19 protein-coding genes and 3 tRNA genes are annotated in these 21,319 nt (G+C 37.8%); 8 read left to right on the forward strand and 14 right to left on the reverse strand.

Annotated features, from left to right (window positions below; translation table 11 throughout):
- Position 1: 1 nt before the first annotated feature.
- The 3 genes from ABVM50_RS11125 to ABVM50_RS11135 are packed head-to-tail and all read right to left on the reverse strand — an operon-like array spanning position 2 to position 3,489.
- Positions 2 to 820, reverse strand: coding sequence for a DUF1853 family protein (locus ABVM50_RS11125; protein WP_405198636.1), 819 nt, complete (start codon positions 818 to 820; stop codon positions 2 to 4).
- 11 nt (positions 821 to 831) lie between these two features.
- Entirely contained in the window at positions 832 to 1,317 is a 486-nt protein-coding gene (locus ABVM50_RS11130; protein WP_405198637.1) for a GyrI-like domain-containing protein, read from the reverse strand.
- Between the two features lie 3 nt (positions 1,318 to 1,320).
- On the reverse strand, positions 1,321 to 3,489 hold the full coding sequence (locus ABVM50_RS11135) for a DPP IV N-terminal domain-containing protein (RefSeq protein WP_405198638.1): 2,169 nt from the start codon (positions 3,487 to 3,489) through the stop codon (positions 1,321 to 1,323).
- 245 nt (positions 3,490 to 3,734) lie between these two features.
- Here ABVM50_RS11135 and truA point away from each other — a divergent pair, with 245 nt between their 5' ends.
- Positions 3,735 to 4,523, forward strand: a complete 789-nt coding sequence (gene truA, locus ABVM50_RS11140; protein WP_405198639.1) for a tRNA pseudouridine(38-40) synthase TruA — start codon at positions 3,735 to 3,737, stop codon at positions 4,521 to 4,523.
- Positions 4,524 to 4,527: 4 nt separating this feature from the next.
- On the opposite strand, the gene recQ is transcribed toward truA, so the two are convergent.
- Positions 4,528 to 6,633, reverse strand: coding sequence for a DNA helicase RecQ (gene recQ, locus ABVM50_RS11145; RefSeq protein ID WP_405198640.1), 2,106 nt, complete (start codon positions 6,631 to 6,633; stop codon positions 4,528 to 4,530).
- A 137-nt stretch (positions 6,634 to 6,770) separates the two neighbouring features.
- Here recQ and corA point away from each other — a divergent pair, with 137 nt between their 5' ends.
- Both corA and ABVM50_RS11155 read left to right on the forward strand, forming a co-directional pair.
- Complete coding sequence (gene corA / locus ABVM50_RS11150; RefSeq protein ID WP_141877669.1) at positions 6,771 to 7,850, forward strand: magnesium/cobalt transporter CorA; 1,080 nt, start codon at positions 6,771 to 6,773, stop codon at positions 7,848 to 7,850.
- Entirely contained in the window at positions 7,841 to 8,998 is a 1,158-nt protein-coding gene (locus ABVM50_RS11155; protein WP_405198641.1) for a lactonase family protein, read from the forward strand. The genes corA and ABVM50_RS11155 overlap by 10 nt, the downstream gene beginning before the upstream one ends.
- Positions 8,999 to 9,028: 30 nt before the next feature.
- Here the strand turns inward: ABVM50_RS11155 and ABVM50_RS11160 are convergent, their stop codons facing one another.
- From ABVM50_RS11160 to ABVM50_RS11180, 5 genes are all read right to left on the reverse strand, one after another.
- Positions 9,029 to 9,940 (reverse strand): succinylglutamate desuccinylase/aspartoacylase family protein, encoded by a 912-nt coding sequence (locus tag ABVM50_RS11160; protein WP_405198642.1) that lies wholly within the window; start codon positions 9,938 to 9,940, stop codon positions 9,029 to 9,031.
- A gap of 4 nt (positions 9,941 to 9,944) precedes the next feature.
- Entirely contained in the window at positions 9,945 to 10,991 is a 1,047-nt protein-coding gene (locus ABVM50_RS11165; RefSeq protein WP_295179432.1) for a glutathione synthetase, read from the reverse strand.
- Positions 10,988 to 12,838: a flavohemoglobin expression-modulating QEGLA motif protein gene (locus ABVM50_RS11170; RefSeq protein WP_405198643.1), complete on the reverse strand. Its 1,851-nt coding sequence runs from the start codon at positions 12,836 to 12,838 to the stop codon at positions 10,988 to 10,990. The genes ABVM50_RS11165 and ABVM50_RS11170 overlap by 4 nt, the downstream gene beginning before the upstream one ends.
- 216 nt (positions 12,839 to 13,054) lie before the next feature.
- Positions 13,055 to 13,128 (reverse strand) — tRNA-Arg (locus ABVM50_RS11175).
- Between the two features lie 133 nt (positions 13,129 to 13,261).
- The gene (locus tag ABVM50_RS11180; RefSeq protein WP_405198644.1) at positions 13,262 to 13,516 is read right to left on the reverse strand and encodes a hypothetical protein; all 255 of its coding nucleotides are present in this window, start codon (positions 13,514 to 13,516) and stop codon (positions 13,262 to 13,264) included.
- Positions 13,517 to 13,783: 267 nt separating this feature from the next.
- Between ABVM50_RS11180 and ABVM50_RS11185 the strand changes: the two genes are divergently transcribed.
- From ABVM50_RS11185 to ABVM50_RS11195, 3 genes are read left to right on the forward strand one after another with little or no spacing between them, the layout of a single operon-like run.
- Positions 13,784 to 14,410, forward strand: coding sequence for a lipid-A-disaccharide synthase N-terminal domain-containing protein (locus ABVM50_RS11185; RefSeq protein ID WP_405198645.1), 627 nt, complete (start codon positions 13,784 to 13,786; stop codon positions 14,408 to 14,410).
- Positions 14,394 to 16,010: an ArnT family glycosyltransferase gene (locus tag ABVM50_RS11190; protein ID WP_405198646.1), complete on the forward strand. Its 1,617-nt coding sequence runs from the start codon at positions 14,394 to 14,396 to the stop codon at positions 16,008 to 16,010. The genes ABVM50_RS11185 and ABVM50_RS11190 overlap by 17 nt, the downstream gene beginning before the upstream one ends.
- Before the next feature lie 10 nt (positions 16,011 to 16,020).
- Positions 16,021 to 16,992, forward strand: coding sequence for a type I phosphomannose isomerase catalytic subunit (locus ABVM50_RS11195; protein WP_405200704.1), 972 nt, complete (start codon positions 16,021 to 16,023; stop codon positions 16,990 to 16,992).
- A 20-nt stretch (positions 16,993 to 17,012) separates the two neighbouring features.
- On the opposite strand, the gene mgrA is transcribed toward ABVM50_RS11195, so the two are convergent.
- Both mgrA and ABVM50_RS11205 read right to left on the reverse strand, forming a co-directional pair.
- The gene (gene mgrA / locus ABVM50_RS11200; protein ID WP_405198647.1) at positions 17,013 to 18,008 is read right to left on the reverse strand and encodes an L-glyceraldehyde 3-phosphate reductase; all 996 of its coding nucleotides are present in this window, start codon (positions 18,006 to 18,008) and stop codon (positions 17,013 to 17,015) included.
- Between the two features lie 60 nt (positions 18,009 to 18,068).
- On the reverse strand, positions 18,069 to 18,491 hold the full coding sequence (locus ABVM50_RS11205) for a hypothetical protein (RefSeq protein ID WP_405198648.1): 423 nt from the start codon (positions 18,489 to 18,491) through the stop codon (positions 18,069 to 18,071).
- 342 nt (positions 18,492 to 18,833) lie between these two features.
- Between ABVM50_RS11205 and ABVM50_RS11210 the strand changes: the two genes are divergently transcribed.
- Entirely contained in the window at positions 18,834 to 19,061 is a 228-nt protein-coding gene (locus tag ABVM50_RS11210; RefSeq protein ID WP_405198649.1) for a hypothetical protein, read from the forward strand.
- Between the two features lie 137 nt (positions 19,062 to 19,198).
- Entirely contained in the window at positions 19,199 to 19,984 is a 786-nt protein-coding gene (locus tag ABVM50_RS11215) for a DUF1206 domain-containing protein (RefSeq protein WP_405198650.1), read from the forward strand.
- A 208-nt stretch (positions 19,985 to 20,192) separates the two neighbouring features.
- Here ABVM50_RS11215 and ABVM50_RS11220 read toward each other — a convergent pair whose 3' ends face one another.
- The 3 genes from ABVM50_RS11220 to ABVM50_RS11230 all read right to left on the reverse strand — a co-directional run bounded on the left by ABVM50_RS11220 (position 20,193) and on the right by ABVM50_RS11230 (position 21,185).
- Positions 20,193 to 20,630: a DUF1801 domain-containing protein gene (locus tag ABVM50_RS11220; RefSeq protein WP_405198651.1), complete on the reverse strand. Its 438-nt coding sequence runs from the start codon at positions 20,628 to 20,630 to the stop codon at positions 20,193 to 20,195.
- Positions 20,631 to 20,898: 268 nt separating this feature from the next.
- Positions 20,899 to 20,973, reverse strand: a tRNA-Pro gene (locus ABVM50_RS11225).
- Positions 20,974 to 21,100: 127 nt separating this feature from the next.
- Positions 21,101 to 21,185, reverse strand: a tRNA-Ser gene (locus tag ABVM50_RS11230).
- Positions 21,186 to 21,319: the final 134 nt, after the last annotated feature.

Genomic DNA, 21,319 nt, shown 5'->3' on the forward strand with positions numbered 1-21,319 from the left:
ATCATTTCCACCAAACTACAAAAAATCTTAAAAAACTATCCTTATGCTTCATCCATATAAGTGGTGATTTTTTCTTCTGAAAAAGTTCTGCAATTTCTTCTGCTATTTCAGAATATGAACGCCAGTATTTACAGGATTCCGGTTTTGAACTCCATAAATTTTTCTTAGGAGCATAGAATACTGCATCATTCTTGGCCAGTTTCTGAAATTCATGAAAGCTAAGATATTTACCATTTTGCAATGGAGCATCAGGATCATTAGAATACAACTGAGCTTTATAGCATATTTGTTGCTCTATTTCTTCCAGATCCAGATCATATTTTTCCAGATAACTCTGAGTTTCCGGATGTTTTAGTAAGGGTAATTGCTTAGTAGTGATCTTCTCCATTTTTTCCAGAAAAGAATCTTTTCTGTTGGGACCTATGAGCATTTTCTCATTTTGACCTACTTCTGTATCCAGAATATAGATCTTATAAACCAGCTCCACATGTAGAGGTCTTTTATTTTGATGATCGTAAAGTAAAAAGTCAAGCTCGCCCAGAGTGATCTTTTGTTGATTGATCTGAATATTGGAAGCAATAAGTTTGTAGCGATTGGAAAATTTAATGGCTATTTCAAAAAAACTTTCCATTCTTTTCCCCAAAACCGAATTTCGGGGATGAACAATCTTTTCCAGTTCAGCTATTAACTCCTCAGTAATATCTACTTCAGGAAATTTGAAGACAGGAATTTCAGAACCGTATTTTTCTCTGATATCGGGCGTTTCTAAAAATCCTGTAAATTGACTTATAAGGTCTACTTCCGAAGAATGAGATAGCATATAACGTTAGGCTATTTTGGACTGATAGGGATGTAAATATCTTCGAGAGATTCAGGGTCATCTGGTCCTTTATAATCACTTCCCATGATCTCAAAATGTGGGCGATGATCAAGCTGATATTGAGATTTTGGAAGCCAGTCCTCAAAAATGTATTTCGCGGTTCCGGCAAAGTTCTGTGCTGTTCCGCGATGTCTGAAAACAGCGTACAATCCGCCTTCAAGTTCAAGTTTCTCAAGACCTTCAGGTAATTCTGTATAATCGTCTACCTCAACAGCGGCCCATTTTTCAAATTTTGTTTGAGGATCAAATTCTCCCTTGAGAAATGCTTTTTTATACTGTTCTACGGAATATAGATCCCGGTTAGCCAGGGAAGGTGTCTTTACTTTAATACTCATAAAGCGTTTCCATAGCACTTCTGTCTTATCATTTGCCATACTGGTTTCCTTACTTATGCCAGCAAGTTTAACAGCTTCAATTTCCTTTATCTTTGGTTGCATTTTTTAAGATTTTGGTCCTAATTCATAATTCTGCGGGGGAGTGGCATTCATCAAATGTTCCACAAAATAATCCCAGCGTCTTCTCATCATATAATACGAATCTTTTCCGAAGCCATGACGTGCATGAGGGAAAATTATCAGGTCGAAATCCTTGTTGGCTTCAATAAGGGCATCAACAACCAGATACGTATTGTAGGGTGGTACATTATCATCCATAGCACCATGCGCTAAAAGCAATTTACCTTCAAGGTTCGCTGCCATATTCTGGTTCGCCTGTTTCGCATAATTTGAACTTCCATCTTCTTCTTTGCGCAATAGGCCTATATAACGCTCGCCCCAGTCATCCTCATAATTACGGTTATCATGGTTTCCTGATTCAGAAATACCCACCTTATAGAATTCAGGATAATTGAAGAGTGCAGCTGCAGTGGCAAATCCACCACCGGAGTGTCCCCAGATTCCAACGCGATCCAGATCCATATAAGGATGCTTTTCAGCTAATTGCTTAAGACCACTAATCTGATCTTCCAGGGTATTATCGGCCATATTTCCATAGCAGGCATCATGAAAAGATTTTGATCGATTCGGGTTACAGGTACCATCGATGATCACGACTATAAAACCGAGTTCAGCAAGAGCCTGGTGATCACTCCGGCTTGGGTAAAAAGAACGGGAACCAACTCCGCCACCCTGAGGTCCTGGATAGATATAGTTCACCACTGGATAGGATTCATTCTCATTCAGGTGTGTTGGAGTAAACATCAGTCCATAGAGATCCCAATCTCCGTTTCTTGACTTTACACTTATTCTCTTAGCCGGTTTCCAGCCGTCTGCTTCCAGATCTATTATATCTGCTTTCTCCAGCTCGGCTACTTGTTTTCCATTTATTTTTTTGAGGACTGCCCGGTTAGGAGTATCTGGTTTAGAATAATTATCTACAAAGTACTTCGAATTTGGAGAGATGCTTATTCTATGATTTGCGTCTTCCGGAGTAAGGTTCTGTAACTTTTTACCATCAAATCGAATGCTGTAGAATTGAGCGAAATAAGGATCCATAGATTGATCCTTCCCATTTGCCATAAAATAGATGATGCGATCTTCAGGATTGAACTTAAAAACTTCGGTTACAACAAATTCGCCTTTGGTGATCTGATTCTTAAGTTTTCCGTTATTTGAGTCATAAAGATATAAGTGACCCCAGTCATCTCTTTCAGAATACCAGATGATCTCGCTGGTTTCAGGGAAATATTTCCAGTTGATGCTTCCCTGTCCAGATTCATACTGCGTATCTACTTTTTCTTCAAAAACTTCACGAACTTCTCCAGTATTTGCATCTGCAATTCTGAACTTTGCTACCTTATGATCTCTCGAAGTTGAAACAAAGGCCAGCTCCTTAGAATCCTCGCTCCACTGATTATCATCGAAAGCTCCAGAACAACTAATGTCATCACATAGAGTTCCTCTTCTAGGATCCTGCGGAATTTTTAGCGGAATGATCTCTGAGTTCTCTGTATCTATAACAATACGCTCGATCTGAATTACTTTTTCATCACCCGGTAACGGATATTTCCACTGCTGAAGTTCTGGTGCTCCAACTTTAGTTGAAGCAAGATACATATCACTTACATATCGCTGGTCCTGTCTAAAAGTGGCGATCTTTTTAGAATCTGGCGACCATAATAGAATTGGCTTATCACTTTTTCTCCAACCGGCATTATCTGTAGCATAACCATAATTTTCGATTCCGTCATTGGTTAGTTGCGTCTCCTCACCAGTAGTAGCATCTTTGATCCATAAGTTCCAGTCCTTGATATAAGCTAGCTTATTTCCATCTGGTGAAGCAACTTCTATACGCGAATACCTTACATTTTCTTCGGAATCTGATTCAATGTTCGCTAGCAATTCTTCTTTGGAAGTAAAAGTGGATTTGTCACCGGTTTTACTTTTAACCAGAACAAATTCAGAACCATCCCGGGTAGTAACTCGATACCAGAAATCTCCATTTTCCAGCCATTGTGGATAAACGTAGCTCCGGTAAATTTTACTATTCGTATTATAACTCAAGAACTTTTCTGCATTTGCGTAATCTTCAGCAGTGATGGAATCCCGGTTTTGGGAATTCACATTAGAGAAAGTAATAAAAGCCATAAGAACTAAAAGGTAGTTTTTCATATTCTATACTTTGAGGACTGGATTATTTTAAATGTTTAACTTCAGGATATTTTAGCATTCACTCCTTTTAAATTCTTCCGAAGGGATCAGATGCCAAATAATTTTTGATAGGTTTATTCTGAAAACTCTTATCAGGACTACAATTTAAATATAATTACTGAAATCTCTGAAACCTGAAGCGCATGAATCTTTGAGTAACTAGGAATGCGGTTCAATTTGGATATCTTTGCCGGAAAATCAAGCATTTGTTTAGAAAAAGATTCTTCTATTTTATCAAAGTACAGTATTTAGGCTATCGTTTACATGGGTGGCAAAAACAGCCTGATGTGAAAACTGTCGAAGGATTGATCACTAAAACATTTGGCTGGATCATGCCAGATGCCAAATATAAGATTCTTGGAACCAGCCGTACAGATGCCATGGTGTCTGCGGAAGAGTCGGCTTTTGAATTGTTTCTTGATCACGAACCGCTGGAAGATCTTCAGGAATTCCTTAAACTATTAAATAAAAATCTACCACAGGATATTCGAGCTTTGAGTATTGAAGAAGTAGATGATAAATTCAATATCATACAGGATTCGAAAACTAAGGAGTACGCCTATTTGTTTAGCGTTGGTGACAAGTTCCATCCATTTTGTGCACCCTTTATGGCGAATTTTCAGGAAGACCTCGACATTGAAAAAATGAAAGAAGCCGCTAAGCTTTATCAAGGCAGGCATAACTTTAAGAACTACTGCGTAAGGGTATCTGAAAAAAGCACTTTTGAGCGTGAAATGCTAAGATCTGAAGTGGTTGAAAATACGCTTTATACTGCAAATTTTTTTCCTGAAAACTCCTATATATTTCATATCCATGCTGCAGGTTTTTTACGACACCAGGTTCGCTTAATGATGGGAGCGCTTATTCAGGTAGGACGCGGAGAATTAAGTATTGATCAAATTAAAGAAAGCTTAAGGCCAGATACCCCGCATTTACAAATGGACTTTATTGCCCCGGCATCTGGATTAATCCTTAGAAAACTGGAATTCGATTAGCAATTTATTTATCAGCGATAATTTTCAGCCCTAATTTTATCGTTTCATAAGGGATGGCTCCTTCAAAATGTTCAAAGTATGCTTTCAATGAATTAGGATCGTTAAGATCAGATTTTGCTTTTTTGATCGCTTTAAGATCAGATTTTGGAACAAATTGATGCAGGTTGATCTCCTCTTCCTGGTCATAAAGTTTAATCAGGTTTGCGTAGATCGTATTGGTTGAAACGCCTTTTTCTTTTGCCATTTCCTCTATACTCAATCCGCGATCATATAATTCCAGTGTTTCCTTAAAAGTATTAGACTTTTTAGAACGTTTCGTTTTAGGTTTTTTCTCTCTTTTATCTTTACTGAAGGCTATAATTTCTTTAATAAAGCGATATCCATAGTCTTCCATTTTCTTACGACCAACCCCGTGGATCAGCAGAAATTCTGCATCAGACATTGGACGTTGTTTTTCCATGTCCTTCAACGCAGCATCGTTAAAAATCAGGTAAGCAGGAATATCTTCTTCCTTTGCGATGGAAAGTCTTAACTGTCTTAGTTTTTCGAAAAGCGAATTGGAAGCTGATTCTTTTTTATCCTTTTTAGCTTTTTCCACCTGTTGTTTAACATCTGCTAGAAAAACCTTCTCTTTACTGAATAGAACTGACTTTGCATTTTCGGTTAACTGAAGATGATTGTTTTTATCAAAAGCGATTTCCAGCAAACCAAGATTGATCAATTGTATAATATACTGCTGCCAGTTTTGCCAGGAAATATCTTTCCCGATACCATAAGTTGAAAGCTCCTGATAATTGTTCTTTCGAACCACTTCATTTTGTGAACCTCTTAGAACATCAATGACTACGGAAATTGGTTCAGAAGCTTTTAGTCGGTAGATGCATGAAAGTGCTTTTTGAGCGATGATCGTACCATCAAAAAATTCCGGTGGATTTCTGCAAATATCACAATTACCGCAATCCTCCTGAAGATATTCTCCAAAGTAACCAAGCAGGATCTTCCGTCTACAGGAAAGTGCTTCAGAATATTGCTTCATTCGGTCAAGCTTTGCCAATTGTACCTCTTCATTCTTCGCATTTGAAGCAAATTTTTGAAGCTGGATCACATCGGCATAAGAATGAAACAAGAGAGTTTCAGATTCCAGCCCATCTCTACCGGCACGTCCAATTTCCTGATAATATCCTTCCAGGTTTTTTGGCATATTATAATGAATAACCCAACGGATATTCGATTTATCGATACCCATTCCAAAAGCGATGGTAGCGCAGATGATCTGTTTTTCATCATTGATAAAATCATCCTGTATCTGTGAACGTTGATCATGATCGATTCCTGCGTGATAGGCTTCTGCTTTGAATCCTTTAGCTTTCAGTTTTGCAGCCAGCTCTTCGGTAGTTTTACGGCTTAGACAATAAACGATTCCACTTTCAGAAGTACGATTATTTAGAAACTTTGCAATCTGCTCAAACCGCTTGATCCCAGGTTTTACTTCCAGACTCAGATTCTTCCGGTCGAAAGATGCAATATGTTTTTTGGCTGAAGGGATATTAAGCTGTCGGCAAATATCATTTCGTGTGGCTTTATCTGCAGTTGCGGTAAGCGCCAGGATTGGAGTTGAAGGGAACCTGTTCTTAAGATATCCAAGTTGGGTGTAGGCTGGTCGAAAATCATGTCCCCAACTCGAGATACAGTGTGCCTCATCGATGGCGATTAGACTAACTTTTCCATCTACCAGGAAACGATCTACAATTTGTAGACTTTCCGGAGCAACATAAATAAGTTTAAGCTCTTTATTCTCAATTTGCTTGAAAATAGCTTCACGTTGATCTACGGTCTGGCTGCTATTGAGGTAAGCGGCAGGAACACCGTTCGCGTTCAAACCATCTACCTGGTCTTTCATGAGTGCTATTAGCGGAGAGATTACGAGGGTAATTTCAGGTAATAAGATTGCGGGAAGCTGGTAACAAATAGATTTTCCGCCACCGGTAGGCATGATCACCAGGTTATCTTTTCCATCGAATACAGACTGTATGATCTTCTTCTGTAAGGGTCTAAACTTCTCATATCCAAAATACTCCTTCAGAGTATCCAGCAGCTTAACTTCATTCATGGCGCAAAGGTAAAATTAAAGGCTCAGAACAACCAGCTGCGAGGTCAATTTTCAGCAGGAATAAATATTTCCTTAGCGAATGTGTAATCAAGAGTATTGACAGATTATTCCTATTTTTATGAAAATTAAAAGTTTATATGGCGAAACGAAGAAAGCTGTTGCTAAGGCGTCCTAAACATACGAAGACGGTAAACCAGGTGCCTGGAACTATGACCTATGTAGGGCATAAAGAATCTTCAGAAACCAAACTGGAAGTGATCGATTATAATGCCGATCAGTACGAAAGGTATACTTCCAATTCGCCAGATGATGCTTTTAATTATGTAGATGAAAAAAGTGTTACCTGGTTCAATATTGACGGACTGAATAATATTGGTGAGATCGAAAAACTTGGGGATTACTATGAATTGCATCCCCTGGTGATGGAAGATATCGTGAATACTGGGCAGCGACCTAAAATTGAAGAATACCAGGATTATCTTTTTATAGTTGCGAAAATGCTTTACCACAAGGATGGTGAAATAGAAAATGAGCATTTAAGCATGATCGTTGGTAAAAACTACGTCATCACCTTTCAGGAATCTGATGGTGATGTTTTTGATCCTATTCGTGAACGTCTGGAAACTTCAAAAGGAAGAATAAGAGGTAAGGGAGCAGATTATCTAATGTTCGCGCTTCTGGATGCCATTATAGATAATTATTTTCTCGTAATCGATGATATGAGCGATCGTATCGAACTACTGGAAGAAAGTCTTTTTACTAACAGACCAAGTGATGATATTGTTTACGAGATACAGGATCTTAAAAGAAATATACTTAGAATTAGACGTGCTGTATTTCCTCTGCGTGAAGTAATAAGCCGACTGGAAAAACTGGAAAACGAGATCATAGATCCACACACCGGGAACTATATTAGAGATCTATATGATCATATAATTCAGATCTCAGAGAATATCGAAATCTATCGGGAAATGATCTGGGGTCTTATGGATATGTATATGACCACGATTAGTAACAAAATGAACGAGGTCATGAAAGTACTAACCATTATGGCGAGTATTTTTATTCCTCTTACCTTTATCGCTGGTATCTACGGAATGAATTTCGAATATATTCCGGAGTTGCAATGGAAGTATAGTTACTTTGTACTTTGGGGAGTAATGATCATCATATTCCTTTTAATGCTTTATTATTTTAAACGTAAAAAATGGCTTTAAAATTCACCAAAATCGCTAAGATTACTGCCTGCAGTGTATTTATTCTGATAAGTTCGAATACTTCAGCTCAATCTGAAGCTGATGCGGACAAGGAAATGAATAAAATGTATGTAGGAACTTATACAAAGAAAGAAGGCCATGTAGATGGTAAAGCTGAAGGGATCTACTTGCTACATCAGGATCCTGATAATGGGAGTCTGACTAACTGCGGGACCCAGGCTAAGATAGTTAATCCTTCATTCGTAAAGGCAGGAAGGCAGGGAAAGTTCCTTTTTGCGGTTAGTGAACTGGGACCTGGAGACGATAAGTCTGGATATGTATATTCTTACCAGATTCAGGAGAATGGAAGCCTTAAGGAAATTAGTAAACTTTCTACCGGAGGCCACGCACCCTGTCATATCGCCCTGGATAGATCTGGAAAGTTTGTATTCGTTAGTAATTATATGGGTGGAGTAGTAGCTACTTATAAAGTTAAGTCTGATGGAGCACTTGAAAAGGTCAATGAATTAAAACTTCCTGAAGCTGAAACCGCTCATGCACATACAGTTAAAATAAGTGGTGACAATAGAACTGCATATGTTGCAGATCTTGGTAATGACCGACTTTTAGTGTACGAATTCGATGTTTCTAGTGGAACACTTTCAAAACATGAAAATTTCCAGGTGCAACTTCCTGAAGGTGCTGGTCCAAGACATTTAAGCCTGAGTAGAAATGGTAATTTCGTTTACAGCATGAACGAGCTCAATTCTACAGTGACCACCTATAAGGTTTTAAAGGGTGGCGCACTTGAAATTGTACAAACTCTTAGTTCCTTGCCAGAAAGTTATCTGGATAAAAATTCTGGAGCCGATATTCATATAGGCAAGGAGGGAAAATTTCTTTATGCCAGTAATCGAGGTCATAATAGTATCGCTATATTCAGTATAGATCAGGTTAACGGAACACTAAAGAATGTTGATTTTGTTCCGGTAGCTGGAAAGACACCACGAAACTTTGCCATATCACCTTTCGGAAAATACTTATATGCCGCCAGCCAGGATACTGGAAATATAACAACTTACACGATCAATCCTGAAAGCGGAAAATTAAAGATTCAGGAACCCATTTTTGAAATTAAAACCCCGGTATGTCAGGAGTTTCAGAAATAAAAAAAAAGCAGCCAATTGGCTGCTTTTTTTCTATACGTCCTGCACGACAAAGAAACCATCGTTTCCCTGTGACTGGTATAGCGGCATGAAAATATAGGCATCCCATTCGCTATAAACTTTCTCTCCGTTCTGTTCGGCTAGTAGTTCACCTTTTTCGATTTTCTGAAAATTCTCATATCCTTCTTTCATTTTGAAAATATCTTCATCCTCCAGGCCATGGCGGTGAATTATTTCGAAGGTCTTTTGATCTGGAGCATTCTTTTTACTGAATCTTTCTACACATTCCGGATAGGTGGAAATTTTTGAAAGATCTAATTTATTTGCTTCCTTCAGTGCTAACCAGATGACCCCTTCATGATTTTCTTCAGATGTATCATCTGTATGCTGACCAGCTTCGAATACAAACCCAGTCATTCCAGTTCTGCTTAAATAATGGTCGATGTCTCCCGTAATAATATCACTAAAACCTCTAATGATATATGTCGGGAAATTATGCGCCCAATCATCATTATCGTTCACTTCCTGTACCGAAACATAGGGTAAACTTGCAGATGAGGTGGTATGGCAATCCAGAAAATACCTTTTTGTGTGTTCCTTTTCAGAATACTCATTTAGTACCTTAATGATCTCGAACATTTCTTTTTGCTCATGAGTTTGAGGATCATTTTTTTGAATATTTTCTTCTGTCCAGGTTCTGTTGAGGTCTTCGTCTATATATCGTTTGTTCTCATTCAGTGCTTTCTGATTCCCTGAAACTCCAACAATTTTACCCTCAATCTCAGGTTTGGTGTTTTCCAGTTGTTTAAAAACTTCCTTCAGAGCGAATACACCACTTGGTTCATTTCCATGAATTCCAGCTGTTACGAATAATAACGGGCCTGGTTTTCCTGAAGAATATTCTCCTATGATCCTGTCTACGTTCTCTTCTAGCTTCTCTTTCATAAAATTAATCCATTGTGGCCAGAGTCCTGTTGCTCAACTGACCTTTATACATATTCTTATACTCAACTTTTCTTTCGATCGCCTCGATGATATAATCTGTAAAAGGCGAGAGTCCGATATCTTTGAAGTGTTCCATTCCACCTGGGCTTAGCACGTTGATCTCGATCAATTTATCTTTAACGATATCAAGTCCCACGAAAAATAATCCGTCACGAATTAATTTAGGTGCTGTTAGATCAACGATACGTTGCATTTCCGGAGTTAGCTCACTACTATCTGCTGTAGCTCCAAGACTGAAATTGCTACGGAATTCCCCATCACCGGCAACACGTCGTATGATCGCTTTTTCACCGTCTCTTTCCATTACTTTTCCATTTAGCAACAGTACCCGAACATCACCATCTTTGACGGCAGGAAGAAATTCCTGTGCGATCACGTATCCCTGAGAGCTTAAATGATCTATGATCTGGTTTACATTCTTCTCGTGTTCATCTATTAGATATACATCCTGTCCTCCTGAACCTTCCAGAGGTTTCAGGACCATCTTTTTATTCTGTTTCTCCCAGAAATCTAAAAGTTGGTCTTTGTCTCTGGTAATTATAGATGCTGGTTTGATTTCCTGAGGTAACTCTTCGAAATATAATTTATCAATAAAGGCATGGGATAGGGCATAGGCATCATTTAGAACCAGAACATCCAGTTGCTGGATCATTCTACCAAATGCGACACCAGCCTGCTCAGCCCATTGTCTTCCTTCTTCTTCGGTAGGATTGTTTCTAATAAAAAGAACATCCAGTATCGTACAGTCAATTTGCTTTTTTATAGCCTTTGGACCCTGCAAAGCTTCCAGAAACTTTTTAGTAGACTTGGTTTTAGTATCCTTTGGTAATTGAGTAGAATTTATTGTGATAGGTTTATCATGGTGGAAGTTAAAATCTCCAACACCCATTGCATAAACTTCATGACCTCGTTGATGAGCCATCTGCATTAGCGCGTTCGATGTACCATCTTTCTCTGTTGCGACATCATTTAATACAAAACATATTTTCATTTACATACCATTTGTGGAAGGCTTAAACCATTCCTGATTAATTTCAATTTTTCGAACATTTGTTCACTATGTAGAAACCGGGGTTTTATCCTTAGCGGTTCCAAAACTTTTCTGTCTGTTAATTCCCGGATGATATTTGTGTGCTTGATTCCATATTTACCAGCTAGCAGAATCTCATAATCATCATTATTTTTAAGGTGTTCTTTAAGCAGAACTAGTCCCTTTAAATAAATTATGTCTTTGATGAAACCACCGCCCTGCATGATTCGGGATGTAATATTGAAGGCTCTTTCCGCAGAAAAACCATAATCCATTTTTAGTAATCTGAATATTTCCTGGAAATTCGCACCTTCTAAAACTGCCTGTCCTGCCAGCACTCTTCCGGCTAGGATTCTAAGTCTGTTTGCTGTAAGGCCATCCACCATAAATTCAGACATTACAGCCAGACCTTCCTGTAGTGGATCATAATCTGCCAGGCCAATGCTTAATTGTTTTAGCGGTTGCCTGCTACCATTATAATGCGTGAGAACATGCGTTCCAACTTCGTGCTGAATGAGTGCTTCAGCCTCAATACGACTCATTTCATAATCTGCGGGAATGTATAATTCTCCATGCGAAACCATCATTACGTTTACATCTTTTCGAATATGCACCTTGCAATTAAAGTTTTCATCCTGCTCCTTGAAATAATCAAATTCCTTACGGGCGAGGCTGCTAAATACTTTCGCGTCAAGAATATCATTCGATTCGATATATGTTTCTTCCGGTACTTCGTTGAGAATATCCTGAGCTTCTTCGCATAATTGTCGATCCACGCCTTTGTAAAGCCGAATGCTATCGTACATAAAGTTGCTGGATCCACGTTCACCCAGCATGGTGATTTGCATATCCAGTTCTTCACGCTTTTCGCGGAATAGATAGGACATCGCAGGATCGTCAATATCTTCAATCTTAAGATTGTAAAGTCTTCGCTTCAAAATATCAGGGTCAACCGGCAGAAGCCGATAATGATAGTCGAGAACATTCTGATATTTACTTTTAAAAAACTCTTCCTTGATCTCATGAATATTTGCAGGAGAAACCAGCCAGAGGAATTGATATGATTTTTCAATATCTGCCAGTTGCTTATCAATATCAAATACTACCTGCTTTAAATATTTTCGTCCCAATGCATTAAAGCTTGCTACACCGCCCGTAGTTTGTACCCTGATAAAATCAAAGAATGACCTGTGCATAGCTTTGATCAGGAAGTCTTTGAAATTCCTGAAAAATACTGGGTATAATTTATTATTCTCATTCCTGTAAACTGGAGGAATTTCAAGGCTTACCAGAACAGCACCGCAATTCTTAGCTTCCTCAATACTCATAAGATCTTCGGAATCTTCCGCATGCCTGTGAATGGTATCAACAATTTCTGTATCCAGATACAGGCCGGTGAAAACTTCATTTATGGTTAATAGATCCTTCTGAAGGGTTTCTAAACTGGTAGGAAGTTTTTCAGCAGGACCTTTAATACGTAATTTCTGAGAGTCTTCGGTTCCCGCATAGATCTCGAATAACAGATATGATTTCATTTCTACTGAAAGCAAATTGGAAATAGCGATCAGTAATTTTTGATAACCGGCAAAATCTGAATTTCCGATAACCATATAAGAAGATTCACTGGTAATAAACCTTTTGGTGCCTTTATCATTTGACTTTTTACGGTAGATGACCAGGTAGGGTAATTCTTTTTCAATATGCAAAATCCCCATGCCGGGAAGCATACAGCTTATCTCCTTATTTTCTTTAAGAATTGTTAAGATTTGTTGAATGGAATTTTCAGATAGATCAGGTATTTCCTGCATAATTTGAAAACTTATATTTTAATCTTCCCTAAACGCCGTGTTTAAAGAGGATCTGGTTGGTTTTATAACATTAGCTTACTCCAATTTAGGAAGAATTAGCCGTTCAAAACCTGTCTGTGGTCTTTTGACAAATTTTTATGACAGGCTTAGTATAAATTAGGAAATGCAGAGGAGACTATTAAAAACAAAAAAGCCTTCCATGAGGAAGGCTTTTCGTGATGGCACCAGGATTCGAACCTGGGACCGCCTGCTTAGAAGGCAGGTGCTCTATCCAGCTGAGCTATGCCACCGATTTGCGGTTGCAAATATAAACCACTTTCTAAATTAAACAATGCTTTTTTTGGGAAAAATTCAGGTAAGTCTGAAAAAATAAAAGCTTCCATTCGGAAGCTTTTGATTTTCAGTATAGATACGGTAAAAAAATTAAATTTGTCTTACCAGTTTTTCTTCTAGTCCTTCGGCGGCAACAACTAATTGATGTAGCAAACTTGGATTTGAATCCAAGTTTTCAAAAACCTGTATATATAAATGATTAAACCTTCTTATCAATTCGAGTGTTTGTAGTGAAACACTGAAAAAATTTCCAGATTCTCGAAGTTCTTCAATAGAATTCCTTACAGATGCGATCTGAAAAATCTCTTCATCAGTACTTCGAATGTAATGTTCTTGCTGTAGCATACCACTAGTTATTTTGGTTAGCCAAGGCAGGTGTATTCTAATAGATTGGGTCTTCAAATATAATTTGATAATTTAATTTCAAGCTGAGCCACAGACACTTTTAGTTGAAGTATTAGAAAAAATCGGTGAGAGGTAAATGAAACCAGATTTCGAATATTATTTTACATTTGTGGTATTGGCCAGAATCGTTCTACAATATCAATCAAACTACGACTTACCATTGCAAAGAAGCTCATATAATTTCACGAAATCGCGATATACAGAAGTATGAACGATTGGATAATTTATCTACTGGGCTTTATTGCTCAACTACTTTTTTCAGGTAGAATGATCGCACAATGGCTGCTTTCAGAAAAGAATAAACGGGTGGTTACACCTCAATTTTTCTGGCATATTAGCTTGCTCGCATCTTTCTTATTATTTATTTATGGATACCTGCGGGACGATTTTGCCATTATGCTGGGGCAGACGCTTACTTACTTTATATACATCAGGAATTTGCAATTGCAGGGAGACTGGAATAAGATACACAGGTTTGTAAGAGTTTTTCTCTGGATATTTCCTTTGTTCGTGGTGATCTATGGGTTTAATAATAATCAATATGATGCTGCAGCTTTATTTAGAAATGTGGATATTCCAATGTGGTTATTGATTGTAGGGACTGCAGGACAACTTATTTTCACCCTTAGGTTTATCTATCAATGGGCTTATTCTGAAAGAAGAAAATCTTCTTCCTTACCACTTGGCTTCTGGATACTTAGCTTACTGGGATCATCTTTGATCATCTACTATGCGATCCTTCGAGAAGACCCTGTGTTACTTGCAGGTCATAGTTTTGGTGTTATTATGTATCTTAGAAATATCTATATTCAGAAGAATGAAGTTAAAGGATAATTACTTTCTGCTTTTACTATTTGTTTGCTTCGCAATATTCTTTGTGAATCTCGATGCCATTTTTGTAAATATCATGGAAGCAAGAAATTTTGCTACGGCTCGGGAAATGATCAATCTTGATCACTGGATCTTCACAACCCTGAATAATGAACCACGCTACGAGAAACCGCCTTTACCTACGTGGCTAACTGCGGTATCCATGATGCTATTTGGAATGAAGAACCTGATCGCAGCGAGATTACCAGCCGCTGTTATGGGCAGCATCGTAAGTATCTTTCTTTATAGACTGGGCCTCAAATTCACTAATAATAGCAAGTACGCATTCATTAGCGGACTTATAGGCGCTACCAGTTTCTATATACTCTTTTCAGGAAGGGACGGGCAATGGGATATTCATACTCATGGCTGGATGATCATGGCGATTTACTTTCTGTTCCAGATCTTTCAGGATACAGGGAATTCCATGAAAAATGCTGTTTTTAGCGGAATCTTCATTGGCTGTTCTTTTCTAAGCAAAGGTCCGGTATCCATGTATGCGCTGCTATTGCCATTTTTGATCTCCTTTGGATTCGTATATCGCTATAAAAGTTTTAAACATTACTGGAAACCAATACTGCTAACAGTTAGTATCGCTCTGATAATTAGTGCTTCCTGGGCGATCTATGTTTATCTCCTGGATACCAGTGCCGTTTCTAAGATCACTGAAAAAGAAACGGGACGCTGGTTAGAATATAATGTTAGACCGTTTTATTATTACTGGAGTTTTGTGATTCAGAGTGGTATCTGGACCATTCCGAGTTTTGTGGCACTTTTGTATCCATACCTCAAGAATAAAGTTTTTGATAAGAAAGCTTATACGTTTACCCTTATCTGGACTCTTTGTGCAGTAGTGCTTCTATCCATTATTCCCGAGAAGAAGTCCAGGTATTTACTTCCCGTGATGCTTCCAATGGCATTGAATACAGCATTCTATATAGAGTATTTATTCCGAAGGTTCGATATGATTCGGAAGAAAGAATCCTGGATTGTTTACTTTAATTTCGGACTAATTGCGTTGATCGGACTATTATTTCCATTGGCGGGATATCTATATTTTGGTGAGCAGATTCAGAATTTCCTAGGCTGGTATATTACGATCTCTGTGATTCTCTTTGCGATTGGGGTCATGATTTTATGGTATTTAAAGAACAGAAAGATCAAGCCAGTTTTTTATCTTACGGTATGGTTTATAATTAGTATTATATTCTTTGGTTTACCTATAGCTTCGAAAATTGAAAAGAATCCAGCATATCAAAGTATCTCCATTGTCGATGTTTACAGGGAGCAAATGGGCGTTAAAGTATATGAATTTCGGGGTTTTACTCCGGAAATGATCTGGGAATATGGCCAGCCAATAGAAATTCTGTATGATGGTGAAAATTATGAAAGACCTGAAGAATCTCACTTTTTGCTGTTGGCTACGGAAGAAGAAAAAGAAGAAGTGATCAAAACATTTGAAGGTTATACCATTGAAAAGATCGAAGAGATCGATATGAATCCTGTTGGAAATAAACACAAGGAACGTTTATACAGAGATCTTTACAAAATTGACAAATTTTAAAAATTCAGACATGGTGGATTATCCAATTAAATTCAGTCCAATACTTCAGGAAAAAATATGGGGCGGGAATAAGCTTCGTGATTTTCTCAATAAAAGGACCGATAAGGAGAATGTAGGTGAAAGCTGGGAGATTTCCGGAGTAAAAGACTTTATTTCTGAAGTTAGTAATGGTTCAGAAAAGGGACAGAAACTAACAGAACTTATTAGGAAGTATAAGGCAGATCTAATGGGTAAGGAGATCTACAAAAGGTTCGGAGATGATTTTCCGCTGCTTATTAAGTTTATTGATGCAAAGACAGATCTTTCAGTTCAACTACATCCTAACGATAAACTGGCTAAGCAAAGACATGATTCATTTGGGAAAACTGAAATGTGGTATGTGATGCAGGCTGATAAAGGTTCTAAGTTAAATATTGGTTTTAATAAAACAACCAATAAAGAGGAATACATGAATCATCTCGAAAACAGGAAGATTCTTGATATTCTAAATTTTGAAGAAGTCGATAAAGGAGATTCGGTATTCATCAATACTGGGAAGGTTCATGCGATAGGAGGAGGGATCTTACTTGCTGAAATTCAGCAAACTTCAGATATTACCTATAGAATTTATGACTGGGATCGTGTAGATAACGAGGGGAAAAGCCGGGAACTACACACAGAACTTGCGCTGGATGCTATAGACTTTGAGAAGAAAGACGATTATAAGCTGGAATATGATCATGTAGAGAATCAATCTTCAGAAATTGCTAGCTGTGAGTACTTCACTACAAACTATCTTCCCGTAAAAGGTAAACTGAAAAAGAGCCTTTCTAACCTGGATTCTTTTGTCATCTATATGTGTGTTTCAGGTGAAGCTGAAATTACAATTGGTTCTAATTCCGAAGAGATTAAAGCGGGAGAATCGGTATTAATCCCAGCAAATACAAAAGAGGTGGCGATTTCTGCTGAAAACACAGAACTTCTGGAAGTCTATATAATATAGATTCCAGAAGTTCTGAAATATTAAAACTTAAGAATAGTATCTATTTGCTTAAGTTCTTCTGTGCTAAATTGAATATTCCTGATAGCTTTCAGATTGTCTTCTAACTGAGACTTTCTACTAACGCCAACTAGGACAGACGTTACTCTTTCATCCTTTAATAGCCATGCTACGGCCATTTGCGCAAGACTTTGTTCACGTTTTCCAGCTAACTCGTTCAGCTGCTGAATTTGTGAAACAACTTCTTCTGTAATTTGTGATTTATCCAGATAACTACCTTCTGTAGCAGCTCTTGAATCCTTCGGAATTCCGTTAAGATATTTGCCGGTTAGAATACCTTGTTCAAGTGGAGAAAAGACGATACTTCCAAGTCCGTTTTGTTCCAGCGTATCCATTAATTCGTTTTCAACCCAGCGATCGATCATGTTGTAACGGGGCTGATGAATTATAAATGGTGTTTTAAGCTCCTTCAAAATCTTTGCAGCTTTTGCCGTGTCTTCAGCATTATATTGAGAAATCCCAACATACAAAGCTTTTCCATCTCTTACAATTTGGTCCAGAGCACCCATGGTTTCCTCCAAAGGTGTTTCCGGGTCCGGCCTGTGATGATAGAAGATATCTACATAATCAAGACCCATTCTTTGCAGGGATTGATCTAAACTCGCGACCAGGTACTTTCTGGAACCAAAATTTCCATAAGGTCCGGGCCACATATCCCATCCGGCTTTGGAAGATATGATCAACTCATCTCTATATTGCTTGAAATCCTGCTTAAGGAATTTTCCGAAGTTACTTTCAGCAGAACCGTATGGCGGGCCGTAATTGTTAGCCAGGTCAAAATGTGTTATTCCATTATCGAATGAGGTATGGAGGATCTCCCGTGCATTGTCCTGGTCATCATTATCTCCGAAATTATGCCAGAGACCCAAGGAAAGTAAAGGCAACTTTAAACCACTTTTACCACATCTTCGATACTCCATAGTATCATACCTGGAGTCTGCTGCTTTATAATTACTCATATTATGTTTTTCCCGGCAATTTAAAGATTATCGGGTCGACGCTAAACTTTAGAGAGCTAATTAATTTCTGGCAAAGGATAGATATCCGGAAGCGCCTTCAGCATTTTCCTCCAGCTTTAAGTTGATCTCAGATCCATTAGCCGAGATAACATCATAAGCATTGGTAAGATCTCCCAGTTTTCCGTTAGGAGTAAAAAAGATCATAAAATCAAGATCGTTGGATGGGTCAAATTCTGTTGCATTATCATTCGAAACTCTCCAGGTTCCGTTAAAAGATCCCAGGTTGGAATCAGCAACCAGTTCATTCGAACTTTGGAATATAAATGTATAATTTTCAAGATCGCCGGTCTTATTCTGACCATTTTCAGTGAAACTGGTAATTCGCCATTCTGTATCCAGTAATAGGTCATTCAAAGCGATCATTTCTGTTTCTACCAATTCCATGTCATCATTGTCTGTGTCGCAGGATACGATAAAAGACATAACGAAAATTACTAACAAACAGTTCAATCTTTTCATAGGGTGAGGATTATTTGTTCGGTTAAAAGGTAAAGTTATGAAGACAAATGGTATTAATTAAGAAAAATTTAAGAATTAACATTTATAGTCAATTACTACATATTCAGCTAAATAGCATTCAAATCTTTCAGAAGGTCAAAATATTATGAATTCAGTAATAATAAGCGGATGCCGGATTTGCTTCGAAGTTTAGTCTAAATAGTGAGCGTAGTTAATCTTAACAAAGCCTTAGGCTAAAGGATACGCATCGTACTCTAATTTTGCTCATTAGTTTTCGAATGAGTTAAAGCAAATTTATTTAGGACGATGAACCTGGTCAATATTTCCAAAGAAGAGAATTGTTATAAGATCAAAAGTGTAAAATATGTCAAGGTATTTGGAACTACTTTGTATAGTTATGGCAAATTATTTGTGAAAGAAATAGAATCAGCTCAATGGATAAATGTGAATACGAATAAGAAGGCTACACAGGCAGAATCCATCAAATTAAATAAATGGTTGAAAGACCACCGAAAGTTTATCGAAAAAGGCTGATTTCTTAAATTTATTGAAAAAGGCTGAAGTCCTGAAGTTGAATTAAGCTAAAATTAGCCTAAAGTTTGGCGTATTGTTTAGCCAGACGTTCTATTTCCGATAACTTTAAAATTGATTAACCAATCAAACTAAATATAATGAGTAGTAAGAAAAAGAATTTTGCGCGGTTTGGAATGGCTGCGAAAGGTGCAGTTTATTGCCTAATTGGAGTATTAACAGCCATGGCCGCGTTTGGTCAGGGCGGACAAAAATCTGGGAGTAAAGGTGCTTTGCAATATTTAGCGCAACAGTCATATGGGCAGGTTCTACTGGTAATTATGGGAATTGGACTACTTGGGTATGTATTCTGGAGAATGTACCAGGTATTTTACAACCCAGGAGAATTTGAAGATAATCTGAAGGGTTATGGGAAGCGTATTGGATATTTTATTAGCGGACTCATCTATGGAGGTTTGGCTTTTTATTCTTTCAAATTAGCCTTCGGAAGTGGTAGTTCAAGTGGTTCCGGCGGAATGATGGGTGGAATCATGTCTGGATCGAATGGGGATACCATTGCGATTATCATTGGTATAGGTATGGCGATTAAAGCTATCTATGATTTGTATCGGGCATATTCTGGAAAATTTCGAGAAGAAGTGGAAGAGGCTGGAATGGACCAAAAAGAGCAAAAATTGCTTATTAATGCTGGTAAGTTTGGACATACTGCCAGAGGATTAGTACTAGGTCTTATGGCTTATTTAACATTGAAGTCTGGACTTTCCAGCGGTAGTAATGTTAAAACTCAAACCGATGCATTTAGTTATATTCAGGCAGAATTTGGATCTATTGCATTAGGTATCGTAGCAATAGGTCTAGTTGGATATGGAGTTTATATGCTAATAAAAGCGAAATATCCTTCTATTACTGTAGCCAGTCTTAGATAGAAGCAATATTAGATATAATAGAAGCCTGCTAATTTAGCGGGCTTTTTTTTATGTATAGATATTTCTGAAGCTTGTGTAAACCTAAAACAATGATTTGCTTATTGTGGGTTTTTCTAAGATGGTAAATGAAGCTTGTAGGGTATAGTTATAATTAGATTTAGAAATACTTACTTGGCTGAAGGATATATATAAGCTTAAGGGTCAATATCTATGTAATTCCTAAAAATTCCAGGTGTTTGATCTCGTGATATCTCATACAGGCTTTGATGCATTCTTTTAGTTCATAGATAGGTATTTCCTGATCTAATTTAAAAACGATAGCTCTGTTTCCTTCAAATCTTAATTTTAGTTCGTATAGTAATCGAAAAGTTTCAATCAGCCTGCTGGAGCACTGAAAGTAGAGTGCGTATTGTTCGGGATTCTTTCTTTTCCAGTCTATTCTTAGCGTACTTCCAATATTACTTCGGAATGCGGGTTCGCTCCATTTTAAACTAAGTTCGAGTTTTTCAACACCTTGAGTTTCCTGAGCAGTTTGAATGATCAGTTCACATAGGTGCCGGAGTCTCTTTTTGGGCAATCGAGGATAAGCTTTAAAAGCAGCTTCAAATTCGGGAGAAGTTTGAATCTCTATTGTTTTCGGTTTCACTTCAGAATAGCTTAGGTAATGTAAGCTTCTAAATTAACTAATTTTTTAGTCAGAGCTGCTGAAAATAAATTAGTTAACCAGTCTTTACTGAAATTTTCAATTGCTAAGATTAGATTATCTTGTTTTGAAGGAATATTGGATGATAACAAAGTGCAATTGTATAATAATACATCATGATTTACAGATGCAGCATAAAACGAGCCTGGAATAGGCACTGAAAAACCTAAAATGAAAAAAGCCTGTCAATCAAAAGATCAACAGGCTTTAGTCGGGGTGGCAGGATTCGAACCTGCGGCCTCCTGCTCCCAAAGCAGGCGCGATAACCGGGCTACGCTACACCCCGAAAAGTGAATAGTATTTTTAGTCTTTTCCGTTCCAAACTATCTTTAAAGATATCCGGGAAGCGGAGGAAATTTATTCCAATTTTCCGGTCGAAAAGAGAATAAAAGAACCACAGACTAAAAATCTAGCGGAGAGTATGAGATTCGAACTCATGCGACAATTGCTCGTCGACAGTTTAGCAAACTGCTCCATTAACCACTCTGGCAACTCTCCGTTTATGTAAGAACTTCGCAAGTAATTTTGCGGTTGCAAATCTAAGTTTTACTTATGTACCAACCAAACCTTTTTAAACTTTTTGAAAGAAAATTTAAGCTATAATCGAGCTGCTTTCTTTAAACTACTTGACT

This window comes from Christiangramia sp. LLG6405-1 (genome assembly GCF_045055805.1).
Lineage (GTDB): Bacteria > Bacteroidota > Bacteroidia > Flavobacteriales > Flavobacteriaceae > Christiangramia.

Excerpts from the sequence above, each read along its gene's own strand:
- ABVM50_RS11210 (WP_405198649.1), top strand. The coding sequence starts at position 18,834 with ATGAACCTGGTCAATATTTCCAAAGAAGAGAATTGTTATAAGATCAAA.
- ABVM50_RS11165 (WP_295179432.1), bottom strand. The coding sequence starts at position 10,991 with ATGAAAATATGTTTTGTATTAAATGATGTCGCAACAGAGAAAGATGGT.
- ABVM50_RS11195 (WP_405200704.1), top strand. The coding sequence starts at position 16,021 with ATGGTGGATTATCCAATTAAATTCAGTCCAATACTTCAGGAAAAAATA.
- ABVM50_RS11155 (WP_405198641.1), top strand. The coding sequence starts at position 7,841 with ATGGCTTTAAAATTCACCAAAATCGCTAAGATTACTGCCTGCAGTGTA.
- corA (WP_141877669.1), top strand. The coding sequence starts at position 6,771 with ATGGCGAAACGAAGAAAGCTGTTGCTAAGGCGTCCTAAACATACGAAG.
- mgrA (WP_405198647.1), bottom strand. The coding sequence starts at position 18,008 with ATGAGTAATTATAAAGCAGCAGACTCCAGGTATGATACTATGGAGTAT.
- ABVM50_RS11125 (WP_405198636.1), bottom strand. The coding sequence starts at position 820 with ATGCTATCTCATTCTTCGGAAGTAGACCTTATAAGTCAATTTACAGGA.
- ABVM50_RS11170 (WP_405198643.1), bottom strand. The coding sequence starts at position 12,838 with ATGCAGGAAATACCTGATCTATCTGAAAATTCCATTCAACAAATCTTA.
- ABVM50_RS11190 (WP_405198646.1), top strand. The coding sequence starts at position 14,394 with ATGAAGTTAAAGGATAATTACTTTCTGCTTTTACTATTTGTTTGCTTC.
- ABVM50_RS11185 (WP_405198645.1), top strand. The coding sequence starts at position 13,784 with ATGAACGATTGGATAATTTATCTACTGGGCTTTATTGCTCAACTACTT.
- ABVM50_RS11160 (WP_405198642.1), bottom strand. The coding sequence starts at position 9,940 with ATGAAAGAGAAGCTAGAAGAGAACGTAGACAGGATCATAGGAGAATAT.
- ABVM50_RS11130 (WP_405198637.1), bottom strand. The coding sequence starts at position 1,317 with ATGCAACCAAAGATAAAGGAAATTGAAGCTGTTAAACTTGCTGGCATA.
- ABVM50_RS11215 (WP_405198650.1), top strand. The coding sequence starts at position 19,199 with ATGAGTAGTAAGAAAAAGAATTTTGCGCGGTTTGGAATGGCTGCGAAA.
- recQ (WP_405198640.1), bottom strand. The coding sequence starts at position 6,633 with ATGAATGAAGTTAAGCTGCTGGATACTCTGAAGGAGTATTTTGGATAT.
- ABVM50_RS11205 (WP_405198648.1), bottom strand. The coding sequence starts at position 18,491 with ATGTCTTTTATCGTATCCTGCGACACAGACAATGATGACATGGAATTG.
- ABVM50_RS11180 (WP_405198644.1), bottom strand. The coding sequence starts at position 13,516 with ATGCTACAGCAAGAACATTACATTCGAAGTACTGATGAAGAGATTTTT.
- ABVM50_RS11135 (WP_405198638.1), bottom strand. The coding sequence starts at position 3,489 with ATGAAAAACTACCTTTTAGTTCTTATGGCTTTTATTACTTTCTCTAAT.